Source organism: Cellulomonas sp. EB106-03-03-XG116 (genome assembly GCF_058792015.1).
Map to the genome: position 1 here is coordinate 1 of NZ_JBYTEP010000011.1, position 21,738 is coordinate 21,738.

The following is a 21,738-nucleotide window of genomic DNA, read 5'->3' on the forward strand; positions in this document are numbered from 1 at the left end:
GCACCCCGAGGGGGTGCCGGGCCGTCGCGCGTCCGGGGCGGGCCCCGTCAGCCGGTGTTCTGCAGGCCCGCGGCCACGCCGTTGACGGAGAGCAGCAGCAGCCGCTTGTACTCCTCGACCAGCTCCTCGGACTCGCCGGTCCGCAGCGCGCGCAGCGCCCGGATCTGCAGCAGCGACAGCGCGTCCACGTAGGGGCTGCGCAGCTGGACGGCCCGGCCGAGGATCCGGCGGCGGGACAGGATGCGGTCGGAGCCGGTGATCGCCAGCACCCACTGCCGGGTCAGCGCCATCTCCTCGAGCACGAGCTGCGCCAGGTCGTCCCGGTCGCCCAGCGCGAGGTAGCGCTCCGCGAGCCGGTCGTCCGTCTTGGCCAGCGACATCTCGACGTTGTCGATCATGGTGCTGAACAGCGGCCACTCGGCGTACGCGGCCTGCAGCTCGGCGAGGTCGCCGACCGACTCCAGCGCGGTGCCGAGCCCGAACCAGCCGGCGAGGTTGGTCCGCGCCTGCGACCAGGAGAACACCCACGGGATCGCCCGCAGGTCGTCCAGCGACTCGACGGACAGGCCGCGGCGCGCCGGGCGGGAGCCGATCGGCAGCAGGCCGATCTCCTCCAGCGGCGTGACCTGGGCGAACCACTGCGGGAAGCCGTCGGCGCGCACCAGCTCGTAGAACCTGGTGCGGGACGACGCGTCCAGCGCCGACGCAAGGTCGGCGAACCGGGCGGTGGCGGCCGCGTTCCGCTGCTCGGTCGACGGGGCGCCGGCCAGCAGGGTCGCCGCGGCGACCTGCTCGATGTGCCGGGCGCCGATCGTCGGGTTCCCGTACCGGGCGAAGATGACCTCGCCCTGCTCGGTGAGCTTGAACCGGCCGTCGACCGAGCCCGGGGGCTGGGCCAGCACGGCGCGGTTGGCCGGGCCGCCGCCGCGCCCGAGGGCGCCGCCGCGGCCGTGGAACAGCGTGAGGCTGAGGTCGTGCTTCGCGGCCCACTCGGCGATCCGGCTCTGCGCCACGTCGAGCGCCAGGGTCGCGGCCACGGGGCCGACGTCCTTGGACGAGTCCGAGTAGCCGAGCATGACCTCGACCCGCCGGCCGTTCTCCGCGAGCCGCTGCTGCACGGCGGGCAGCGTGAGCATCGACTCGAGGATGTCGACGCTGGCCTCGAGGTCCGCGAAGGTCTCGAACAGCGGGATCGCGTCGATGACGGGGCGGGTCGCCGGGTCCGGGAACACCAGCTCGGCGAGCTGGTAGACCGCGGCCAGGTGCTCCGGCGCCTGGGTGAACGACACGATGTACCGGCGGGCGGCGGCGACGCCGTACCGGCGCTGCACGGCGCCGATCGCGCGGTAGGTGTCGAGCACCTCGACGGTGCGCGGCTCCAGGTCGCCGTCCAGGCCCTTGGCCGCGACGTCCGCGAGCGCGGCGGCGTGCACCTGCGAGTGCTGGCGCACCTCGAGCTCGGCGAGGTGGAACCCGAAGGTCTGCACCTGCCAGATGAGCTTCTGCAGGTCACCGAACGCGACGCGGGTCGCGCCCGCGGCCTCCAGGGAGCGCTGCACGACGTCGAGGTCGGCCAGCACCTCCTCCGGGCCCGCGTAGGACAGGTCCGCGTCCCGGCGGCGGGTGGCGGCGAGCCGCTCCGCGACCATGCGCAGCGCGCGGCGGTGCGGCTGGTGCTTCACCTCGGCGGCGGCCTTGGTCGCGGCGTCCTCGGACAGGTCCCGCTGCCGGTGCCACAGCGCGGTGAGCTCCGCGCTGGCCGGGGTGCCGGTGTCGTCCAGCGTGAGCTTCGCGGAGACCTTCCGCGCCGACTCCTCCAGCGCGGTCAGCACGTGCTCGCTCGCCAGCGCGGCGGCGGCCCGGGTCACCTCGGCGGTGACGTTGGGGTTGCCGTCGCGGTCGCCGCCGATCCAGGACCCGAGCCGCACGAACGGGCGGACCGCCGGCTGCCGGCGGCCCGCGCCCTCGCCGGACAGCCAGTCGTCCAGGCGGCGGTACACGGTGGGGAAGGTGTCGAACAGCGTGGTGTCGAAGATGTTCATCACGGTGCGGACCTCGTCCAGCACCGTGGGCTTCTGCGCCCGCAGCGGCGACGTGCGCCACAGCGTGTCGATCTCCTCGAGGATGCGGCGGTCGTTCTCCGCGCGGGAGGTGCCGCCGGCGGCCAGCGCGTCGCGCTCCGCGAGCAGGTCGGAGATGCGCCGGATCGCCCGGGACACCGAGCGGCGGCGGGCCTCGGTCGGGTGCGCGGTGAGCACCGGGCGGAACTCGAGCTCCTGGAGCCGGCGCACGGCCTCGTCGCGGCCGACCTCGCCGGCCAGCGCGTCGATCGCGGCGGGCAGGGAGTCGTCCTGCATGAGCTCGCCGGCCGGCAGCTCCGCCTCGCGGGCGCGCAGCACCCGGACGCGGTGGTGCTCCTCGGCGAGGTTCGCCAGGTGGAAGTAGCAGGTGAACGCGCGGGCGACCTGCTGGGCGCGCTCGATGGAGAAGGAGTCGACGAGCTCCTCCGCCTCCGTGAGCGCGGACAGGTCCTGCTCGTCGTGCGCGCGGATGGTCAGCGCGCGGACGCGCTCCACGTCGTCGAACAGGTCGTCGCCGCCGGACTCGCGGATGACGCGGCCGAGGAACTCGCCGAGCATCCGGACGTCGTTGCGCAACGGGTCGGGGACCTCGTGGCGCGCGAGGCCGCGGCGGGCCTCGAGCGAGGGCTGGGGGTCGGTCACCGGTCAAGCGTAGGTCAACCGTCCGACGCACGAGACGCGTGTCCGCCTGTCGGTTACCTCGTCCGCGGGCCGGACCCCTGGGCCCGATGTCCCGCGTGACCGCGGGGGAGTCTAGGCTCGGAGGCAGTGCCCGCGGCCGGTCCGTCGCGACCGGGCGAGCAGCAACCCCCGATGATCCGGGCCGCCGAGGTCCGGGCGGAAATGAGGTGCGGTGAACGCGAAGGCTCCTGTGGCCCAGCAGGTCGGTTGGACCGAGCTCGACGTCAAGGCCGTCGACACGGTGCGTGTCCTGGCCGCGGACGCGGTGGAGAAGGTCGGCAACGGCCACCCCGGGACGGCGATCAGCCTGGCCCCGGCCGCGTACCTGCTCTACCAGAACGTGCTGCGGCACGACCCGGCGGACCCGCACTGGCTGGGCCGCGACCGGTTCATCCTGTCGGCGGGCCACTCCTCGCTGACGCAGTACATCCAGCTCTACCTGGCCGGCTTCGGCCTGGAGCTCGAGGACATCGAGGCGCTGCGCACCTGGGGCTCCAAGACCCCGGGCCACCCCGAGTACAAGCACACCGACGGCGTCGAGATCACCACCGGCCCGCTCGGCCAGGGCATCTCCTCCGCGGTGGGCTTCGCGATGGCGGCCCGCCGCGAGCGCGGCCTGCTCGACCCCGAGGCCGCCCCGGGCACCAGCCCGTTCGACCACTTCGTCTACACGATCTGCTCGGACGGCGACCTGCAGGAGGGCGTGTCCTCCGAGGCGTCGTCCATCGCCGGCACCCAGAAGCTCGGCAACCTCATCGCGATCTGGGACGACAACCACATCTCGATCGAGGGCGACACCGAGATCGCGTTCACCGAGGACGTCGTCAAGCGCTACGAGGCCTACGGCTGGCACGTCCAGTTCGTCGACTGGACCGAGGGCGGCGAGTACACGGAGAACGTGGACGCGCTGCACGCCGCGATCGAGGCCGCCAAGGCCGTCACCGACCGCCCGTCGTTCATCGGCCTGCGCACGATCATCGCCTGGCCGTCGCCGACCAAGCAGAACACCCACGGCTCGCACGGCTCCAAGCTGGGCACCGACGAGGTCCGCGGCCTCAAGGAGGTGCTCGGCTTCGACCCCGAGAAGTCCTTCGACGTGGCGCCCGAGGTGATCGCGCACACCCGCAAGGCCCTCGAGCGCGGCGCCGCCGCCAAGGCCGAGTGGAGCAAGGGCTTCGACGCCTGGCGCGAGGCCAACCCGGAGCGCGCCGAGCTGCTCGAGCGCCTGCGCGCGGGCAAGCTGCCGGCCGGCTGGGCCGACGCGCTGCCGACGTTCCCCGCCGGCAAGGCCGTCGCCACCCGCGCCGCCTCCGGCGAGGTGCTGTCCGCCCTCGCGCCGGTGCTGCCCGAGCTCTGGGGCGGCTCCGCCGACCTCGCCGGCTCGAACAACACCACCATGAAGGGCGAGCCGTCCTTCATCCCGGCCGAGCGCTCCACCCACGAGTTCGCGGGCGACCAGTACGGCCGCACGCTGCACTTCGGCATCCGCGAGCACGGCATGGGCGCGATCCTGTCGGGCATCGCCCTGCACGGCCTGACCCGGCCGTACGGCGGGACGTTCTTCACGTTCTCCGACTACATGCGCGGCTCCGTCCGCCTGGCCTCGCTCATGGGCGTGCCGGCCATCTACGTGTGGACGCACGACTCGATCGGCCTCGGCGAGGACGGCCCGACCCACCAGCCGGTCGAGCACCTCACCGCGGTCCGGGCCATCCCGGGCCTCGCGGTCGTCCGCCCCGCCGACGCCAACGAGACGGCGCAGGCGTGGAAGGCGATCCTCGAGCGCACCGACGGCCCCGCCGCGCTCATCCTCACGCGCCAGAACGTCCCGACGTTCCCCCGCGGCGAGGAGGGCTTCGCGTCCGCCGAGGGCGTCGCCCGCGGCGCGTACGTGCTGCTCGAGGCGTCCACCGGCACCCCGGAGGTCATCCTCATCGGCACGGGCTCCGAGGTGCAGCTGGCCGTCGCGGCCCGCGAGACCCTCGAGGCCGCCGGCGTCCCGACCCGCGTGGTCTCCGCGCCGTCGCTGGAGTGGTTCGCCGAGCAGGACGAGGCCTACCGCGAGTCGGTCCTGCCGTCCTCGGTGAAGGCCCGCGTCTCCGTCGAGGCCGGCATCGCGCTGTCCTGGTGGAAGATCCTCGGCGACGCCGGCCGCGCCGTGTCGCTCGAGCACTACGGCGCCTCGGCCGCGTACGAGACCCTCTACGAGGAGTTCGGCATCACGGCGGACGCCGTGGTGGCGGCGGCGCACGAGTCGATCGCGGCGGCCCGCGGCGGCAGCGCCCCGGCCTCGGACGCGAGCGCCCCGTCGGAGAGCGGCACGGGCGACCAGCTCTGACGCCGAGCTGACGCAGAACGGCCGGGCACCCCTGCGGGGGTGCCCGGCCGTTCTGCGTCCCCCGCCCGGTCGTCGCCGAGTCTCCGTTCTCGGACTGTGCGCGTGCCCCCGACCGCAGACGAGAAGCGGAGACTCGGCGACCCGGCGGCGCACGATGGGGCGCGGGACGTTGGTCCCCGGCGGCGCGGGCGCCGTGCGGGGAGGGTCGGAGGCGTGAGCGTGCGGCAGACCCCGGTGTACTTATACTCGTCGAGCTCCGGGCTCGTGCGGTCGTTCGCGCTGCGGCTCGACCGGCCCGTGCGGGACCTGTCCGAGCGCGCGGTGCGACTCAGCGAGGCCGACGGGCCGTGGGTGCTGCTCACGCCGTCGTACAAGACGGGCAACGAGGCCAACGACACCATCCCGGAGGCGGTGCGCCGGTTCCTGCGCTCCGAGGTGAACCGCCGCCGCATGGTCGGCGTGATGGGCAGCGGGAACCGGAACTTCGGCCGGTACTACCAGCACGCGGCGCGGGACGTCGCGGCCCGGTCCGGGCGGCCGGTGCTGTTCGAGTTCGAGATCGCGGGCACGCCCTGGGACGTCGAGGAGTGCCGGCGGATCCTGGAGGACCTGGACGCCGCGCTCGCGGCGGACGGCGCGGACCCCGCGGCCTGACGCCCCAGGGCGCGCGCTCATCTCGCCCGGGTGGGTGCGCGTGTCGGCGGTCGGCCCTAGCGTGACCCCCATGAGCCCGTCGAAGGTGCCCGCCGAGGAGATCGAGGTGCGCGGCCGCACCGTGCGGGTCTCCAACCCCGACAAGGTCTACTTCCCCGACCGCGGCCTGACCAAGATCGACGTCGTCCGGTACTTCGTGAGCGTCGGCGACGGCATCCTCGGCGCGCTGCGGGACCGGCCGACGACGCTGGAGCGCTGGCCGCGCGGCTGGTTCGAGGGCGCCAAGCTCTCGACGCGCGTGGACAACAAGGGCGACGCGTTCTTCCAGAAGCGGGTCCCGCAGGGCGCCCCGGACTACGTCGAGTCGACGACGATCACGTTCCCGTCGGGCCGCACCGCCGACGAGGTGACCCCGACCGAGCTCGCCGTCGTCGCCTGGGCCGCGAACCTCGGCACGCTGACGTTCCACCCGTGGCCGGTGACCCGCGCCGACGTCGAGGCGCCGGACCAGCTGCGCATCGACCTGGACCCGCAGCCCGGCACGAACTTCGACGACGCCGCCCGGGTCGCGCCGCACGTGCGCGAGATCCTCGCCGAGCACGGGCTGACCGGGTTCCCCAAGACCTCCGGCGGCCGGGGCATCCACATCTTCGTGCCGATCGAGCCGCGCTGGTCGTTCACGCAGTGCCGGCGCGCGACGATCGCGCTGGGCCGCGAGCTCGAGCGCCGGCTGCCCGGGCAGGTCACCACGAAGTGGTGGAAGGAGGAGCGCGGCGAGGCGATCTTCGTCGACTACAACCAGATGGCCCGCGACCGCACGATCGCGTCCGCGTACTCCGTCCGCCCGAACCGCCGCGCCACCGTCTCCGCGCCGCTGCGCTGGGAGGAGGTGCCGGACGTGCACCCGGACGACTTCGACGTCACGACGATGCCCGCGCGGTTCGCGGAGGTGGGCGACCTGTTCGCGCCGCTGGTCGCGCGCACCTCGCCGGCCGAGGGCACCGACGCCGTCGCGCCCGGGGTCCTCGACGGGCTGCTGGAGCTCGCCGCGAAGGACGAGCGGGACCACGACCTCGGCGACCTGCCCTACCCCCCGGAGTACCCGAAGATGCCGGGCGAGCCGAAGCGGGTGCAGCCGAGCAAGGACCGCGACCGTCCGAAGGAGCCGGCGGAGGACTGAGGCGGGCCCCGGGAACCCGGCGGGCGCGCCGGGCGTTCACCCCCTCCCGGACCGACGACCCCGAGGAGCGCCCGTGCCCGTCCCCGTCATCGCCCCCGACCCCGCCTGGCCCACCGTCGCCGCCGCCGACCGCGCGCCCGAGCCCTACGACCCCGGCGCCGCGGCGGCCGCCGAGCTCGACCGGCAGGTCCGCGCGCAGCTCGACCTCGGGCTGGCCGCGGTGCACGGCCTGTCCCCCGCCGACCTCGTCGCCGCGGTCGCGCCGCTGCGCGCCGCCCTCGCCGCCGGCGCCGCGGCCGGGCCGTCGGCCGTGGACCCCGACGACCACGTGCCGTTCGTGCTGGTCCTCGACGGCGGCACCGCCCGGGCGAACGCGTCCGTGCCGGCGCTGCGCCGCGGGACGCGCCCGGGCGTCAGCGTGATCGACGACGACGAGATGGCCGGCTACCGCCCGCTGCCCGACCTCGACGTGCCCGCGGCGCCCTACCTGCTGCTCGACGTCGACACCGGGAGCGAGTTCTGCAGCACCCGGCCGGAGGACGCGCTGGCGACCGTCCGGGGGCGCGGGCGGACGCCGCTCACGGTCGCCGAGGGGATCGCGCTGGTCGCGGTGCGGCCGGACATGCTGCGGCCGAACCGGTGCTTCTCGCTGATGGGCTCCCGGGCCGGGAACCAGCGGGTGCCCGCGGTGTGGATCAGCGAGCGCCGCCCCAAGCTCGGCTGGTGCTGGGACCGGAACCCGCACACCTGGCTCGGCGCGGCGTCCGCGGGCGGCCGGACGGCGGGCTGACCCCCGGCCTCACTCCCCGACGGCGACCGGGCGGTCCGGGTCGGCCGACCACTGCGACCACGACCCCGGGTACAGCACCGGGGTCCGCCCGGCCAGCACGATCGCCGCCGCCTGGTGCGCGGCGGTGACGCCGGAGCCGCAGTAGACGGCGACCTCGCCGCCCTCGGCCACCCCGAGGGCGGCGAACCGCGCGGTCAGGTCGTCGACGGGGCGGAACCGGCCGTCGGCGTCCAGGTTGTCCCCGGTCGGCGCGCTCACGGCGCCGGGGATGTGCCCGGCCCGCGGGTCGACGGGCTCGACCTCGCCGCGGAACCGCTCGGCGGCGCGCGCGTCGAGCAGCACGCCCTCCTCGGCCCACCGGCCGGCGCCGTCGGCGTCGAGCACGGGCAGCTGCCCGCCGGTCAGCGTCACGTCGCCGGGCTCCGGCGCGGCCTCGGCCGTGTCGAGCGCCCCGCCGGCCGCGACCCAGGCCGGCAGCCCGCCGTCGAGGATCCGCACGTCGGCGACGCCCGCCCAGCGCAGCAGCCACCACGCCCTCGCGGCCGACGTGGCCCCGGAGTCGTCGTAGACCACGACCGGCTCGCCGGCCCGCAGACCCCAGCCGCGCGCCGCGGCCTGCAGGTCCGCGACGTCGGGCAGCGGGTGCCGGCCCTCGGCGGCGCTCGGCGGCGCGGCGAGCTCGGTGTCGAGGTCGACGAAGACCGCGCCCGGCAGGTGGCCCGCCCGGTACGCGTCCACCCCCGGCGGGCCGCCGAGCGCCCAGCGCACGTCGAGCAGCCGCGGGGGCGTCGGCCCGTCCAGCTCGCGGGCGAGGTCGGCGGCGGTCACGAGCACGTCGGTCATGGCACCCAACCTAGGCGCGTCCGCGGCCCCGCCACCAGGGACGGCGCTTCCCCTGTCGGCCCGGGCCGGACGTGTCCGACACCACGTGCGCGCGCCGGAACCCGCGCCGCCCCGCGGTCGTTCCCCCCGTGGTGCCCCGTCCCGGACCTCCCGGCAGAGAGGTCCGCTCCGTCGCACCAGGACCTTCGTGGCGCGCGCTGGAGCCGGGTGCAGCATGCTGGCTCCCTCAGTACGCCGCGAGCCCCCGCTCGTCCTCTGCCCGTCTGGAGCCCGTGTGTCCGGTAACGCCACCACCCGGTTCGGCAACGTCTCGCTGCTCTCCGTCGCGAGCCGGCTGCCCAGCCGCATCACCACGTCCGCGGAGATCTCCGAGCGGCTCGGGTCGGCGCTGCGCCGGCTGCGGCTGCCGCGGACGGTCCTGGAGCGCGTCGCGGGGGTGGAGGAGCGTCGCAACTGGGGGCCCGGCGAGGACGCCGACACCGCGACGATCGCGGCGGGCACCGCGGCGCTGCGCGAGGCGGGCGTGAACCCCGGCGACGTCGGCCTGCTGATCAACACGTCGGTGACCCGCAAGCACCTGGAGCCGTCCGTCGCGGTGCGGCTGCACCACGGGCTCGGTCTCGGCAGCCACGCGGTGAACTTCGACGTGGCGAACGCCTGCCTCGGGTTCATCAACGGCATGAGCCTGGCGGCCACGATGATCGAGTCCGGCCAGGTGCGGTACGCGGTCGTGGTGAACGGCGAGGACGCCGACGACATCCAGCGGACCACCGTCGAGCGCCTGCTCCGGCCGGAGGTCGGCCGCGAGGACTTCATGGAGGAGTTCGCGACGCTGACGCTCGGCTCGGGCTCGGCGGCCGCGGTCCTCGGCCGGACGGACGAGAACCCCGGCGGGCACCGGGTGCTCGGCGGCGTGACCCGCGCGGCGACGCGGTTCCACGACCTGTGCGTCGGGAGCGCCGACGCGATGCTCACCGACGCCCGGGCGCTGCTCGAGGGCGGGCTGGAGCTCGTGGTCGACGCCTGGCACGAGGCGCAGCGCGACTGGGACTGGTCGTCGATGGACCGGTACGTCACGCACCAGGTGTCCCGGGTGCACACGGACGCGATCGTCAAGGCGGTCGGCCTGAACCGGAAGCGCGTCCCCACCACCTTCCCGCACCTCGGCAACGTCGGCCCCGCGTCGATCCCGATCACGCTGGTCGAGGAGCAGCACTCCCTCCGGTCGGGCGACCGGGTCCTGCTCATGGGCGTCGGCTCGGGCATCAACACCGCGATGATGGAGCTCGCCTGGTGACTGCCCCGCTCCGCGTCCGTCCCGCCTCCGCCCCGCCCGCCGGGCTGCCCGGCCTGGACCCGCGGTTCAGCCGGCTGCTGCCGCTCCCCGACGGCACCCCCGACACCGGCCTCGGCGTCGGGGAGCCCGCCTGGCACCACCTCGACACCGGCCCCGAGCTGGCCGCGCGCGGCATCACCCCGGTCGGCACGGTGCTCGCCGTGCACGGCAACCCCACCTGGTCCTACCTGTGGCGGTCGCTGATCCCGGCGACGCTCGACGCCGCGGCCGCGGGCCGGCCGGCGTGGCGCGTCGTGGCGGTCGACCAGCTCGACATGGGCTTCTCCGCGCGCACCGGGCGGCACCGCACGCTGCCCGAGCGGGTCCGGGACCTCGACGCGTTCACCACGGCCCTCGGGCTGACCGGGCCGGTCGTGGTGCTCGGGCACGACTGGGGCGGGGTCGTCGCCATGGGCTGGGCGGTCGACCACCCCGACCTGCTGGCGGGCCTCGCGCTGCTCAACACCGCGGTCGCCCACCCGGACGGCGAGCCGATCCCGGCGCCGCTGCGCGCGGCGACCGCCGGGCCGGTGCTGCGCCTGGCGACGTCGACCACGCCCGCGTTCCTCGAGACCACGCTCGCCCTGGCGCACCCGCCCCTGGCCCGGGAGGTCGCGGACGCGTACCGGGCCCCCTACCGGCACGCCGCGGACCGCGGCGGGGTCGAGGGCTTCGTCGCCGACATCCCCGGGCACCGCGACCACCCGAGCGCGCCGGAGCTGCGCCGGATCGCCGCGGGCGTCGCCCGGCTCGACGTCCCCGCGCTGCTGCAGTGGGGCCCGCGCGACCCGGTGTTCCGCGACCGGTACCTGGACGACCTGGTCGACCGGCTGCCGCAGGCGCGCGTGCACCGGCACGAGGGCGCGGGGCACCTGGTCGCGGAGGACGTGGACTGGGCGACGCCGATGGTCGACTGGCTCGCAGAGGCGGTGCCGGGCTCCTCCGCCGGGGGCGCCGCAGCCGCCCCGGACCGGGCGATGCCGGCCGACGAGGCGCCCGACGAGGCGGCCCCCTGGACCCCCCTGTGGGACCGGCTGGACGCCCGCGCCGACGACCCCGGCCCGGCGGTGCTCGACATGGGCGCCGACGGCGGCCCGCGGACCGTGTCCTGGCGGCTACTCGCACGCCAGGTGCGCCGGATCGCGGCCGGCCTGCGGCGGGTGGGCGTCGAGCGCGGCGACCGGGTCTCCCTGCTGGTGCAGCCCGGCCCGACGCTCACCGCCCTGGTGTACGCCTGCCTCCGGATCGGCGCCGTCGTGGTGGTCGCGGACGCCGGCCTCGGCCCGCGCGGCCTGACCCGCGCGCAGCGCGGCGCCCAGCCCGACTGGGTGGTCGGGCAGACCAAGGGCCTGCTCGCGGCGCGCGCGCTCGGCTGGCCCGGCGTGCGGATCGCGGCCGAGCCCCTCGGCCCCGCGGCCCGGCGCGCGCTCGGCGTGGCGCACCTGCTCGTCGACGTCGCCGACCTCGGCCGCGACGAGGCGCTGCCGGCCGAGCCCGGTCCCGCCGACGAGGCGGCGATCCTGTTCACGTCCGGCTCCACCGGCCCCGCGAAGGGCGTCGTCTACACGCACGCCCAGCTGTCGGCGCTCCGGGACGTGCTCGCGACGCACTTCGACGTCGGCCCGGAGACCGGCCTGGTCACGGGCTTCGCCCCGTTCGCCCTGCTCGGGCCGGCGCTGGGCACGCGTTCGGTGACGCCCGACATGGACGTGTCCGCGCCCCGCACGCTCACCGCCCGCGCGGTGGCCGACGCGGTGCGGGCCGCCGACGGCTCGATCGTGTTCCTGTCCCCCGCCGCGATCCTCAACGTGGTCGCGACCGCGGACGACCTCGACGCCGACGACCGCGCCGCGCTCGCCCGGGTCCGGACGTTCCTGTCCACCGGCGCCCCGATCAGCGCCGACCTGCTCGGGTCCGCCGCCGCGCTGATGCCCGCGGCGGAGGCGCACACGCCGTACGGGATGACCGAGTGCCTGCTGGTCACCGACATCACGCTCGACGGCATCCGGGCGGCGGCGGCCGCGCCGGACGCGGGCGTCTGCGTCGGCCGGCCGGTCGGCCCCGGCCGGGTGCTCGTCAGCGCGCTCGACGCCGACGGGGCCGCGACCGGTGCGCCGTCGGACGCCCCGGGCGTGCTCGGCGAGGTGCTGATCAGCGCGCCGCACCTCAAGCAGCACTACGACCGGCTGTGGCTGACCGACCGCGCCGCGGAGCGCGACGTGCCCGACGGCCGCTGGCACCGCACGGGCGACGTCGGCCACCTCGACGCCGAGGGCCGGCTGTGGATCGAGGGCCGGCTGGCGCACGTCCTCGTCACCGCCGACGGCCCGCTGGCGCCGGTCGGCCCGGAGCAGCACGTCGAGCGCGTCGCCGGCGTGCGCCGGGCGGCGGTCGTCGGCGTCGGGCCCTCGGGTGTGCAGCAGGCCGTCGCCGTCGTGGAGCCGCCCGCCGACGAGGCGCTCCGGCGCGCCGGCCTGGCCCCGTCGGACCTGGCGGAGGCCGCGCGCGCCGCCTCCCCGGTGCCGCTCGCGGCCGTCCTGGTCGCGCCGCGGATGCCGACCGACGTCCGGCACAACTCGAAGATCGACCGCACCCGGCTGGCGGCGTGGGCCTCGCGCGTCCTGTCCGGCGGGCCGGTGGGCGCACCGTGACCGTCCTGGTGACCGGGGCGTCCGGGCTGCTCGGCGGCGCCGTCGCGCGCGTGCTGGCCGACCGCGGCGAGGACGTCCGCACGCTGCAGCGCCGGCCCTCCGGGGTGCCCGGGGTCCGGGACGTCGCGGGCTCGGTCACCGACCCCGCTGCCGTGGCCGCGGCGCTCGACGGCGTCGACGCGGTCGTGCACCTGGCGGCGCGGGTGTCGCTCGCCGGCCCGCGCGAGGAGTTCGACGCCGTCAACATCGGCGGCACCACCACCCTGCTCGACGCCGCCGAGCGCGCCGGCGTCCGGCGGTTCGTCCAAGTGTCGTCGCCGTCGGTCGCGCACGGCGGCTCGTCGCTCGTCGGCGTCGGGGCCGAGCCCGCGGACCCCGCCCACGCCCGCGGCGACTACGCCCGCACGAAGGCGGCGGCCGAGCTGCTGGCGCTCGACCGCGACCGCGGCGGCGACGGCGGGATGGCCGTCGTGGCCGTGCGCCCGCACCTCGTCTGGGGCCCCGGGGACACCCAGCTCGTCGAGCGCGTGCTCGACCGCGCCGCGCGCGGCCGGCTGCCGCTGCTCGACCAGGGCGCCGCCCTCATCGACACCACGTACGTCGATAACGCGGCCGACGGCATCGTCGCCGCGCTCGACCGGGCGGGCGCGCCCGAGGTGCACGGGCACGCCTACGTGCTGACCAACGGCGAGCCCCGCACCGTCGCCGACCTGCTCGCCGGCATCTGCCGCGCGGGCGGGGTGCGGCCCCCGGCCTGGCGCGTCCCCGCCGGGCTCGCCCGCGCGGCGGGCGGCCTGGTCGAGGCCGTCTGGCGGCTCCGCCCCGGGACGGACGAGCCGCCGATGACCCGGTTCCTCGCCGAGCAGCTGTCGACGGCGCACTGGTTCGACCAGCGCGCGACCCGCGCCGACCTGCGGTGGACGCCGGCCGTGAGCCTGGACGAGGGGTTCGCGCGGCTGGCGGCGCACTACGGCGGCCGGGCGGGCTGAGTATCGACGCCTCGGGACGCGCCGACCTGGGAGGGAGCACCTACGGAAGTTCCGGAGCGCCGCCACTCAGGCGTCGGTGGTGACCACTGTGGTGGCTGCCCGTCGGCGTCGGCGGGCTCCCGCACCCTCGGAGGACCCGCACCATGAGGCGCACCCGCCGTCCGCTCCTGCTCGTGGCCGTCGCCAGCGTCGCCCTCGCGTCCTGCACGGCGTCGCCGCCGCAGGAGCCCGACCCGACACCCGTCGTCCAGGACACCCCGACCGCGAGCCCGGTGCCCGAGCCCGTCGAGGAGGATCCGGGCACGACCACCGCCTCCGACGGGAGCGTGCCCGCGTGGGCGGGCGGACTGTCCCGCGCGGGCGAGTCCGTCGGCGAGGTCGTCGTCGACGGGCTGCACGTGGACCTCCGGTACCTCGACACGTTCCCCGCCGACCGCGCCCAGGAGGTCAGCGCGTCCGACGGGAACTTCACGCTGTATGCGGCCGGTGACCCGATCCACCACCTGAACGTGGTCGTGACCAACCAGACCGACGAGACGATCGTCCTCGGCGGCGGGATGTCGGTGGACCTCTTCCCGGACGGCTGGGACTACCTCAACGCACCGGCGGGACCGACCATCCCGTGGGACTACAAGGACGAGCTCGGGCTCGTGGCCTCGGCGATCAAGGAGATCGCGGACGACTACCGGTACCCCTTCGCCCCCGGCGAGAGCTTCTCCTTCACCATCAGCACGCACGCCGACTCGGTCGAGGCCCGCGTCGTCTGGCGCGACCCCGGGAACTGGGTCGACCAGCACGAGGGCGCCGTGCCGCTCTCCTTCGTCTGACGGACCCGCACCGCGTCCACCGCGCCCGGGCCCGGACACACCTGCCCGGTCGAGGGCGGTGGTCGCGGGCCCGCGCACGGAGCCGGCGCGTTCCGGCGTCGCGCTCGTGCGAGCCCGGGTCAGCGCATCCGGATCGCGAAGCCGGCCTCGCCCGAGTCGAGCGCGCCGACGACGGCCCGGACGTGGCACGACGCCTCGGGCTGCTCGGCCAGCACCCGGATGCCGACGACCTGGGCCGCGTAGCAGGACGACACCGACACGCCGTCGAGCCCTGCGTCCCCCGTGAGCTGGTGCAGCAGCTCGGTCTCCATGCCGTCGCTCGTGTCCTGGGTGAACAGCTCGGTCGCACCGGCCTCGCCGCCGCCCGCCCAGAGCGCGGTCACCCGGTACGGGACCGCGGTCGCGGCCCCGGTGAGCGTCACCCCGGTCGGCTCCACCCGGACCCCGGTGACCCGTTGCAGCGCGAACGCGGTACCCGGCAGGCCGGGGAGCGCCGCGTCGGTGGCCTGCTGGACCGTCTCCAGCCACGGACCGTAGTCGTCGGCGGCCGTCCCCTCGGCGTCGACTGGCGCGAGGTCCACGGCCAGGTCGACGACCGCCGTCGACCCGCCGGACAGGTCGACATCGAGCAGCCGCTGGCCGCACGCCAGGTCCACGCCGTCGCTGGACGCCCGCACCGGCCGCACCACGCCCTCCTCCTCGGCGACGTCGGCGCAGCCGCCGTCCGGCGCCGGCGTGACGACCAGGACGTCGCCGCGGAGCGGTGCGTTCGGAGCCGCCGACAGCGCGACACGCAACCGGGTGACCCGGTCCGACGCGTCCCAGGAGGCGTCGAGGTCCACCCGCAGCCCGGTCGGCAGGTGGCTTCCGCTCCGGTGCGCGGCCGCCGTCGTGATGTCGAGCTCGGGGTCGACCGGCTCGCGGTCGAGAACACCCGAGGCCCACACGCCGGCGCCGGCGCCGGCCACCGCGAGCGCCGACCCCAGGCCGATCAGCACCCGGGTGCGCGTCGACAGCCTGCGGCCCGTCGTACTCCGCGGGACGAGCCGCACGTCGGGCGCGGTCGCCCGCATCATCGTGGAGCCGTCGCCGGGCTCCGGATCTGCCTCGCCGGCCGCGGGCCGGCCGGGGCGCACCGGTGGCGCGGCGCGCAACGACGTGGCGTCGAAGTCGTCGGGCGCACCGGCCCGCGCCCCGTCCCGCGCCCCTGCCGCACCGCCGCCGTGGGTGGTGCGGTCGCCTGCCGCGGCCGTCGACCCGCGCAGGGCCGCCTCCACCGCACGCTTGCCCGGCAGCGACGACGCGCTCCGCGACCAGGACGCGGGGGTGGGCTGGGGCGGAAGCGCCGGTCCCGCGAGCGCCGGGTCGTCCAGCGACCGGAACACCTGCGCAGCCGCCGCGGCGGTCGGCCGCGCACCGGGGTCCTTGCTCAGCAGACGGTGCAGCACCTCCCGCAGCGGCTCGGCGACCGGCAGCGGCGGCGGGGCGTCCTCCACCTGGCGCATGCCGAGGGTCATGTGCGTGCCCTCGCCGGCGAACGGCGTCCTGCCGGCGAGCAGCTCGTACAGCAGCACCCCGACCGCGTAGACGTCCGACGCCGGCCCGAACTTCCCGTACGCCACCAGCTCCGGCGGCATGTACGCGGGCGTGCCGACCAGCTCGGTGCCCGACGCCCCCTCGTCCTGGACGATCCCGGCGATACCGAAGTCGGCCAGCCGGACGTCCGCGGCCGCGAGGCTGCCCGGCCGAGCCAGCAGGACGTTGTCCGGCTTGACGTCGCGGTGCACCACCCCGCGGCGGTGCGCGGCGTCCAGAGCGTCCAGCACCGCCGCGGCCAGCGGGACCGCGGCCGCCGGCGCCAGGGTGCCCCGTTCCCGGAGCACCCCGGCGAGGCTCGGCCCCTCGACCAGGTCCATCACGATCGCGAGGTCCCGGCCCTCGGCGACGAAGTCGCGGACCCGGACCACCTGCGGGTGGTCGAGCCCGAGGAGGACCGACCGCTCCTGGACGAACCGGGCGAGGATCTCCGGGTCGGCCGCGTGCTGCGGCCACAGCAGCTTCGCCGCCACGTCGCCGCCGGTCTGGCGGTCGTGCGCCCGCCACACCTCCCCGGACGCACCGCGCCCGATCCGCTCGAGCAGCACGTACCGGCTGCCGAGGGCGCGGCCCGCGGCGGCCGGCTCCGTCACGGTGCGGCCCCGGCGAACCAGGACAGGGCCGGGCGCGTCCCGTCCGCCGCGGTGGGACGCACGCCGGGGTCGGACGTCGAGGCGTGCAGGACCACCACGTCGTCGTCCGCAAGGGCTTGTGCCGTCCCGAAGTCGAGGTCCGGCCCGGCCAGGCCGTCGCCGCGGCCGAGCCGCAGGCCGCCGAGCGCCTCCCGGACCCGCGCCGGCTCGACCGAGCCCGCCGCGTCCACCGCCCGGACCAGTGCCAGCGCGGCGTCGTGGCTCGCGGCGTCGGCCCTCGGCACGCCGGCCGCGCAGGCGTCGTCGTCGTAGACGTTGCGACACCCCGGGTCGCCGGCCGCGAGCCGTACCGCCGCGAGGAACGAGGCGGTACGGGACCCGGCGCCCGAACCGGTGAGGGCGGCGTGGTCCTGCGCGTCGGTACCCACACCCACGAGCCGGCCGCCGGAGGTGCCCGCGGCCGCGAGGAGGTCCCCGAACACCGGCGTCAGCGCGTCCGGGCTCAGCACCACCGGGAGCTGGCGGGTCCCGAGCCGCCCCTGCAGCGCGACCACGAGCGCAGCCTGGTCGACCGCGGGGGCGTCCACCACGACCGCGTCCACCAGACGCTGCTCCAGCAGCGTGACGATCTCTGCGGCGGTGGCCTCCGGGTCGTCCGGCGTGCCCGTCCAGGACGGCTCGTCGGGCGACCCGGCACCGCCGGCCGGGTCCTCGGGCTGCGCGTCGTCGCGCGCCGGGGTCGGCCTGTCGGCAGCGACCACCCGGTACGGCCGGCGCGCCGCGAGCCCGTCGAGCGCGTCGTGCACCCGTTCCGCGACGACGTCGGGGCTCGGCGCGAGCGACCAGGCGCCGGGGGCGGGCCCGGCGGCCGAGCCGTACGGCAGCACGACGGCGGTCGCGGCCTCGTCGGCCGCCGCCACGGCGTCGGCGGTGTGCGGCCCGGGCGAGGCCAGGACGACGCCCGCAACCCCCGCGTCGAGCAGCGCGCGCATCGCCAGCAGCGCGCCGTCCGGCGTGCCGTCGTCCAGCCCGACGCTCACCTCCACGGAGTCGCCGCCGAGCCCGAAGCGGTACGCCGCGACCCGGGCCCCCTCGACCAGTGGGCGGTACTCCGACCCGGGACCCTCCAGCGGAGGGACCAGGACCCCCAGGCGGACCGGCTCCGCCAGCTCCCCGGAGCGGGATAGCTCGGGCCGCAGCGCCGGGACCGCTCCCGGGGGCTCGGGGGCGGTGCACCCCCCGAGCCCGGCCAGCGCGGCGGCCACCACCCCGGCGACGGCGGCCCGCACACCGCGCGCGGTCACCGGTCGCCCCGGACCTGGAACACGAACACCGTCTCCAGGTCGTCGTCGACGTCGGCGAACGGCCGGTACTCCGCGAGCCGCTCCTCGGCCGCGGCGAACTGCGCGGCCCGCAGGTCGAGGTCGCGCAGCTCACCCGACCGCACGCTGCCGTAGGCGGAGGTGGCGCCGTGCACCACGTCCAGGACGCCACCGGTCTCGCCGACCTGGGTCGTGATGCTGTGCAGCTTGCCGAGCAGGCCGCCCCGACTGGTCGGGTCCGGTGAGCCGAGGTTCGCCAGCAGGTCCGCGAAGTCCGCGCCCAGCGACCCCGCCACGGCGAGCGACTGCGCGCCCGACTGCTGCATCGCGTCGGTCAGCTGCTGCAGGACCCCGCTGGTCGCCAGGTCGTACCCCGCCAGGACCGCGTCCATCTCCTCACGCACCTGTGCGCGGGCCGCCGCGACCAGCGCCTGCGACGCCGCGGTGGCCTCCTGCCGCTGCGCGGTCACCTCGGCGACGAGCCCGGAGGCGAGCAGGTCGATCTGCTCGTGGGCGCGGTCGGCGGCGTCCAGGGTGCGCCTGGAGGTGAGAGCGAGCCGCGCGTCGGAACCCTGCCCGACCGCACCCAGCCGGTCGTCGAGGTCGTGCAGCCGTGCCCCGAGGTCGGCCTCGAGGCAGAGCAGCCGGTTCGCCAGCCACACCACCGCCTGCGCCGCGGGCCCGGGCCGCCCCGTCGGGGGCGGCTGCACGGCGGTGCAGCCCTCGGTGCCGGAGACCGGCAGGACCGCGTCGTCGGGCCAGATCCCGGTCACCAGGGTCACCAGGCCTGCCAGCCGCTCGTCGAGCGCGTCCAGGTCCCCGCCGTCGGTGACGAGGGCGCGCACCTCCTCGATCTCCGCCGCGACGGCCGCGAGCGCCCCGGTGCCCGCGTCGGGGTCGTCGAGGGCGAGCAGAGCCTGTGCGATCGGCCCGGAGGCACCGGTCTGGGCGTGCAGCTCCTCGACCGCCGCGTCGAGGGCGTCGAGAGCGTCCTCGACGGCGTCGAGCGCGGCCCGCGCCGTGGCGGCGCCGTCCGCCAGCAGGTCGGTCGCCGCGATCGCGCTCGCGTAGCCGGCCACCAGGTCGGCGGTCGCCGCGGCCAGGTCGCCGAGCGGGCAGTCGGCCTCGCCGAGCCGCTCCAGCGACTGCGCGACCTCCTCGGCCGACGAGTCGGGGCCGAGGTCCTCGGCCCAGTCCCGGGGGCACTCGTCGGTGCCGAGGGTCTCGACCAGGTCGTCGAGGGCGCCCGGGTACGGCGACGCGAGGAACCACTCGCCAGTGGCGGCGGGCATCTCTCCGGCCCCGGTCAGCGCGTCCAGCGCCGCGCCGAGGCCGTCGTCGGCGTCGAACAGCGCCGCGCGCACGTCGTCCCGTACCGAGCGCAGCCGGTCCACGGTCGCCGCCGTGCCGGCCAGTCCCACGCGCGCCGCCGCGGACGCGGCGCGGGCGTCGTCCACCGCGTCGCTGATGCGCGACGCCCAGCCGGCGAGGTCCTCCCCGACGGACCCGGACTCCGCCCGGGCCGCGGTGACCTCCTCGCGCAGCGTGGTCAACGAGGTGGCCAGCCCCTGCGCGCCCCCCAGCGCGCCGGTCAGCGCCCCGACACCCAGCCGGTCCGCCAGGTCCAGCACGTCCTCCAGGTCGGCGGCGAGCAGCCGGAAGTCCGTCGCGAGCACACGGCGCGCCACCGCCAGGGTGCACGCGATGGTCCGCTGGTGCTCGGGGGTCGCGTCGCAGCGGGCCGCCGCCTCGGGGTCCTCGAGCGCGGCCGGGTCGCCCACCGTCTCCAGCACGAGGTCGTGCAGCGCGGTCCGGCAGTTGTCGGGCGGGGCGTCCCAGCCCGTGGCGAACAGGTCCGCCACCGCCCGGAGCTGCGCGTTCGCCACCTGCACGGTGGCGGACACGGTCCGGGCCTCGCCGTCCGCGAGGGTCGGCATCGTGACCGAGCAGCCGGCCACGACCGTCTCGGACATCGTCGGGCGCAGCCCGGGCGAGCCGAGGATCTCGGCGACCGACCGCGCCAGGTCCTGCACGCCGCGGTGCGTGTCGGAACCGACCCGGGTGAGGCCGGACCGCGCGTCGGTGAGCACGACGTCCAGGTCCTCGGCCGTGCGCCCGAGGTGGTCCAGCACGTCCTCGGAGCTCGAGCCCAGGTTCCGATACGTCCGCTCACCGAGGTGCGCGACGTCCTGCCCGAGCGCCTCGTGCACCTGGTCGACGAAGTCGAGCGCGTCGGACAGGCTCCGCCCCACCCGCTGCACGAGCGCGATCGCCGCGCCCTCCTGCCGCGCGGCGTACCCGTCCGCCCCGTACGCGCGGTCGATGAGCGCGCCCACGGAGGGGTCGGTCACCAGCCCCGGCTGGACCGTCAGGTCGAACGACGGCACCCGGAAGGCCGAGGACTCGACCACCAGGGTGAGGTCGGCGGTCGGGGACAGCATGGGGGCGGCGAGGAACGCTGCCCACTGCACCGACCGATCGCCCTCGGTCGTCTCGACCAGCACGCCGTCGGTCACCCGCGCGTCGTCCTGCGAGCCGTCGTCCACCTGGATCACCCGGTCCCCGGCGCCCACCGTCGCGCTCGCGACCACGGTCAGCGGCACACCCACCAGCGCCTGCTGCTGGTAGCGCGCGCCGTCCGTCTCGAACGCGAGGTCGGTCGGCTCTGCCGTGAGGTCCTGGATCACCACCTGCACGACGAACCGCCCGGACCTGCCGTCGAGGTCGGCCAGGTCGGTGCCCGAGGTCCCCTCGTGCCACCACGCGGTCTGCACCCGCACCGGCAGCAGCGCCGCGGCCTGCGCGGGCTCCAGGTCCTCGTGGTGCTCCGCGACCCGCCCGTCCTCGTCCTGGACGACACTGGCCGTCGACACCGCCCGGATCGCGCCGTCGGTCCCGAGCCGCACGCCGATCGTCTGCAGACCGTGCTGCTCGGAGGCGGCGGAATGCCGCGGGACGAGCAGCACGGAAACGAGCGCGAGAATGGCGATCGCGGCCGCGCACACGACAATTCGACGGCGACCCGACAACGCCTTCCATGCTGCAGGACTGGCGGACACGCGAACCCCTTCGTCGGACGGTCGGCGCGACGGTCCCTCGACCCGCGTGCCGAGGGGCGCCGGGCGCCCCGGCGAACGGGACAGTAGCGGACCCGCAGGTCAGGACGACCGCCAGCGGCGGAGTCACGGACCCAGGCACCACTCACCGCGGCGCAGGTCCTGCCACTCACCGCCTCCGACGACGCTCAGAGCTGCAACCTCTCAGGTAGCAGGACCGCCCCTTCTGCCCCTTTTCGACACCTAGGTCTTTCGGCAGGACACTCATTGTTCCCCAGCGGGCACTCAACCTTCTTCCGGCGGCACCGAGGACCGCGCTAGCGTCCGGACCCCGGGCTCACCCATACCCCTGCCCGCCACCGACGACGAGGGAGTCCCCCATGGCCAACATGAACGTGACGTTCGAGGAGATGACCGTGGCAGCCGACAGGCTGACCACAGGACGAGACCAGCTCACGGACCAGCTCACGCAGCTCCGTGCGTTCATCCAGAACCTCGTCTCCTCCGGCTTCGTCACCGACCAGGCCTCTGGCGCGTTCAACCAGAGCTACGAGCAGTTCACGACCGCAGCCACGACGACCGTGGAGAACCTCACGCAGATCTCGCTGAACCTGCGGACGACCGCCCAGGTGCTCCGCGACACCGACACGGAGCTCGCCGCCCGGCTGCGCGGCTGACCGTGTCCGCCGTGCGGGAGGAGTGCCACCCTCCCGCACGGCTGTCGCGCGCGCCGCACCCGCGCGGCACCCGCCGCAGCGCGCACCGGCCCACCGTCCTCTCCCGTCCCGTCCCGTCCCGGAG

Annotated in this window: 14 protein-coding genes; 9 read left to right on the forward strand and 5 right to left on the reverse strand. The window is 76.3% G+C overall.

Annotated features, from left to right (window positions below):
• Positions 1-47: 47 nt before the first annotated feature.
• Positions 48-2,723, reverse strand: a complete 2,676-nt coding sequence (locus AC3WUG_RS06805) for a phosphoenolpyruvate carboxylase (protein WP_492326982.1) — start codon at positions 2,721-2,723, stop codon at positions 48-50.
• Between the two features lie 211 nt (positions 2,724-2,934).
• Between AC3WUG_RS06805 and tkt the strand changes: the two genes are divergently transcribed.
• The 4 genes from tkt to AC3WUG_RS06825 all read left to right on the forward strand — a co-directional run bounded on the left by tkt (position 2,935) and on the right by AC3WUG_RS06825 (position 7,724).
• Positions 2,935-5,100: a transketolase gene (gene tkt, locus AC3WUG_RS06810; RefSeq protein WP_492326983.1), complete on the forward strand. Its 2,166-nt coding sequence runs from the start codon at positions 2,935-2,937 to the stop codon at positions 5,098-5,100.
• A gap of 219 nt (positions 5,101-5,319) precedes the next feature.
• Positions 5,320-5,754, forward strand: coding sequence for a class Ib ribonucleoside-diphosphate reductase assembly flavoprotein NrdI (gene nrdI / locus AC3WUG_RS06815; protein ID WP_492327046.1), 435 nt, complete (start codon positions 5,320-5,322; stop codon positions 5,752-5,754).
• A gap of 70 nt (positions 5,755-5,824) precedes the next feature.
• Positions 5,825-6,934, forward strand: a complete 1,110-nt coding sequence (ligD, locus tag AC3WUG_RS06820) for a non-homologous end-joining DNA ligase (protein ID WP_492326984.1) — start codon at positions 5,825-5,827, stop codon at positions 6,932-6,934.
• 73 nt (positions 6,935-7,007) lie between these two features.
• Entirely contained in the window at positions 7,008-7,724 is a 717-nt protein-coding gene (locus AC3WUG_RS06825) for a DUF5701 family protein (RefSeq protein WP_492326985.1), read from the forward strand.
• 9 nt (positions 7,725-7,733) lie between these two features.
• On the opposite strand, the gene AC3WUG_RS06830 is transcribed toward AC3WUG_RS06825, so the two are convergent.
• Positions 7,734-8,567: a sulfurtransferase gene (locus AC3WUG_RS06830; protein ID WP_492326986.1), complete on the reverse strand. Its 834-nt coding sequence runs from the start codon at positions 8,565-8,567 to the stop codon at positions 7,734-7,736.
• 274 nt (positions 8,568-8,841) lie between these two features.
• Between AC3WUG_RS06830 and AC3WUG_RS06835 the strand changes: the two genes are divergently transcribed.
• From AC3WUG_RS06835 to AC3WUG_RS06850, 4 genes are all read left to right on the forward strand, one after another.
• Positions 8,842-9,864: a 3-oxoacyl-ACP synthase III gene (locus tag AC3WUG_RS06835; RefSeq protein ID WP_492326987.1), complete on the forward strand. Its 1,023-nt coding sequence runs from the start codon at positions 8,842-8,844 to the stop codon at positions 9,862-9,864.
• On the forward strand, positions 9,861-12,554 hold the full coding sequence (locus AC3WUG_RS06840) for an alpha/beta fold hydrolase (RefSeq protein ID WP_492326988.1): 2,694 nt from the start codon (positions 9,861-9,863) through the stop codon (positions 12,552-12,554). Before AC3WUG_RS06835 ends, AC3WUG_RS06840 begins: the two co-directional genes overlap by 4 nt.
• Positions 12,551-13,543, forward strand: a complete 993-nt coding sequence (locus AC3WUG_RS06845) for an NAD-dependent epimerase/dehydratase family protein (protein WP_492326989.1) — start codon at positions 12,551-12,553, stop codon at positions 13,541-13,543. The genes AC3WUG_RS06840 and AC3WUG_RS06845 overlap by 4 nt, the downstream gene beginning before the upstream one ends.
• 143 nt (positions 13,544-13,686) lie before the next feature.
• On the forward strand, positions 13,687-14,370 hold the full coding sequence (locus tag AC3WUG_RS06850) for a hypothetical protein (RefSeq protein ID WP_492326990.1): 684 nt from the start codon (positions 13,687-13,689) through the stop codon (positions 14,368-14,370).
• Between the two features lie 119 nt (positions 14,371-14,489).
• Here AC3WUG_RS06850 and AC3WUG_RS06855 read toward each other — a convergent pair whose 3' ends face one another.
• The 3 genes from AC3WUG_RS06855 to AC3WUG_RS06865 are packed head-to-tail and all read right to left on the reverse strand — an operon-like array spanning position 14,490 to position 20,847.
• Positions 14,490-16,559, reverse strand: a complete 2,070-nt coding sequence (locus AC3WUG_RS06855; protein WP_492326991.1) for a serine/threonine-protein kinase — start codon at positions 16,557-16,559, stop codon at positions 14,490-14,492.
• A complete protein-coding gene (locus AC3WUG_RS06860; protein WP_492326992.1) occupies positions 16,556-17,863 on the reverse strand; it encodes a type 1 periplasmic-binding domain-containing protein in 1,308 nt (435 codons plus the stop codon). Before AC3WUG_RS06860 ends, AC3WUG_RS06855 begins: the two co-directional genes overlap by 4 nt.
• Positions 17,860-20,847: a hypothetical protein gene (locus AC3WUG_RS06865; protein WP_492326993.1), complete on the reverse strand. Its 2,988-nt coding sequence runs from the start codon at positions 20,845-20,847 to the stop codon at positions 17,860-17,862. Before AC3WUG_RS06865 ends, AC3WUG_RS06860 begins: the two co-directional genes overlap by 4 nt.
• Positions 20,848-21,317: 470 nt before the next feature.
• Between AC3WUG_RS06865 and AC3WUG_RS06870 the strand changes: the two genes are divergently transcribed.
• Entirely contained in the window at positions 21,318-21,614 is a 297-nt protein-coding gene (locus AC3WUG_RS06870) for a WXG100 family type VII secretion target (protein ID WP_239198244.1), read from the forward strand.
• The last annotated feature ends 124 nt before the right edge of the window (positions 21,615-21,738 follow it).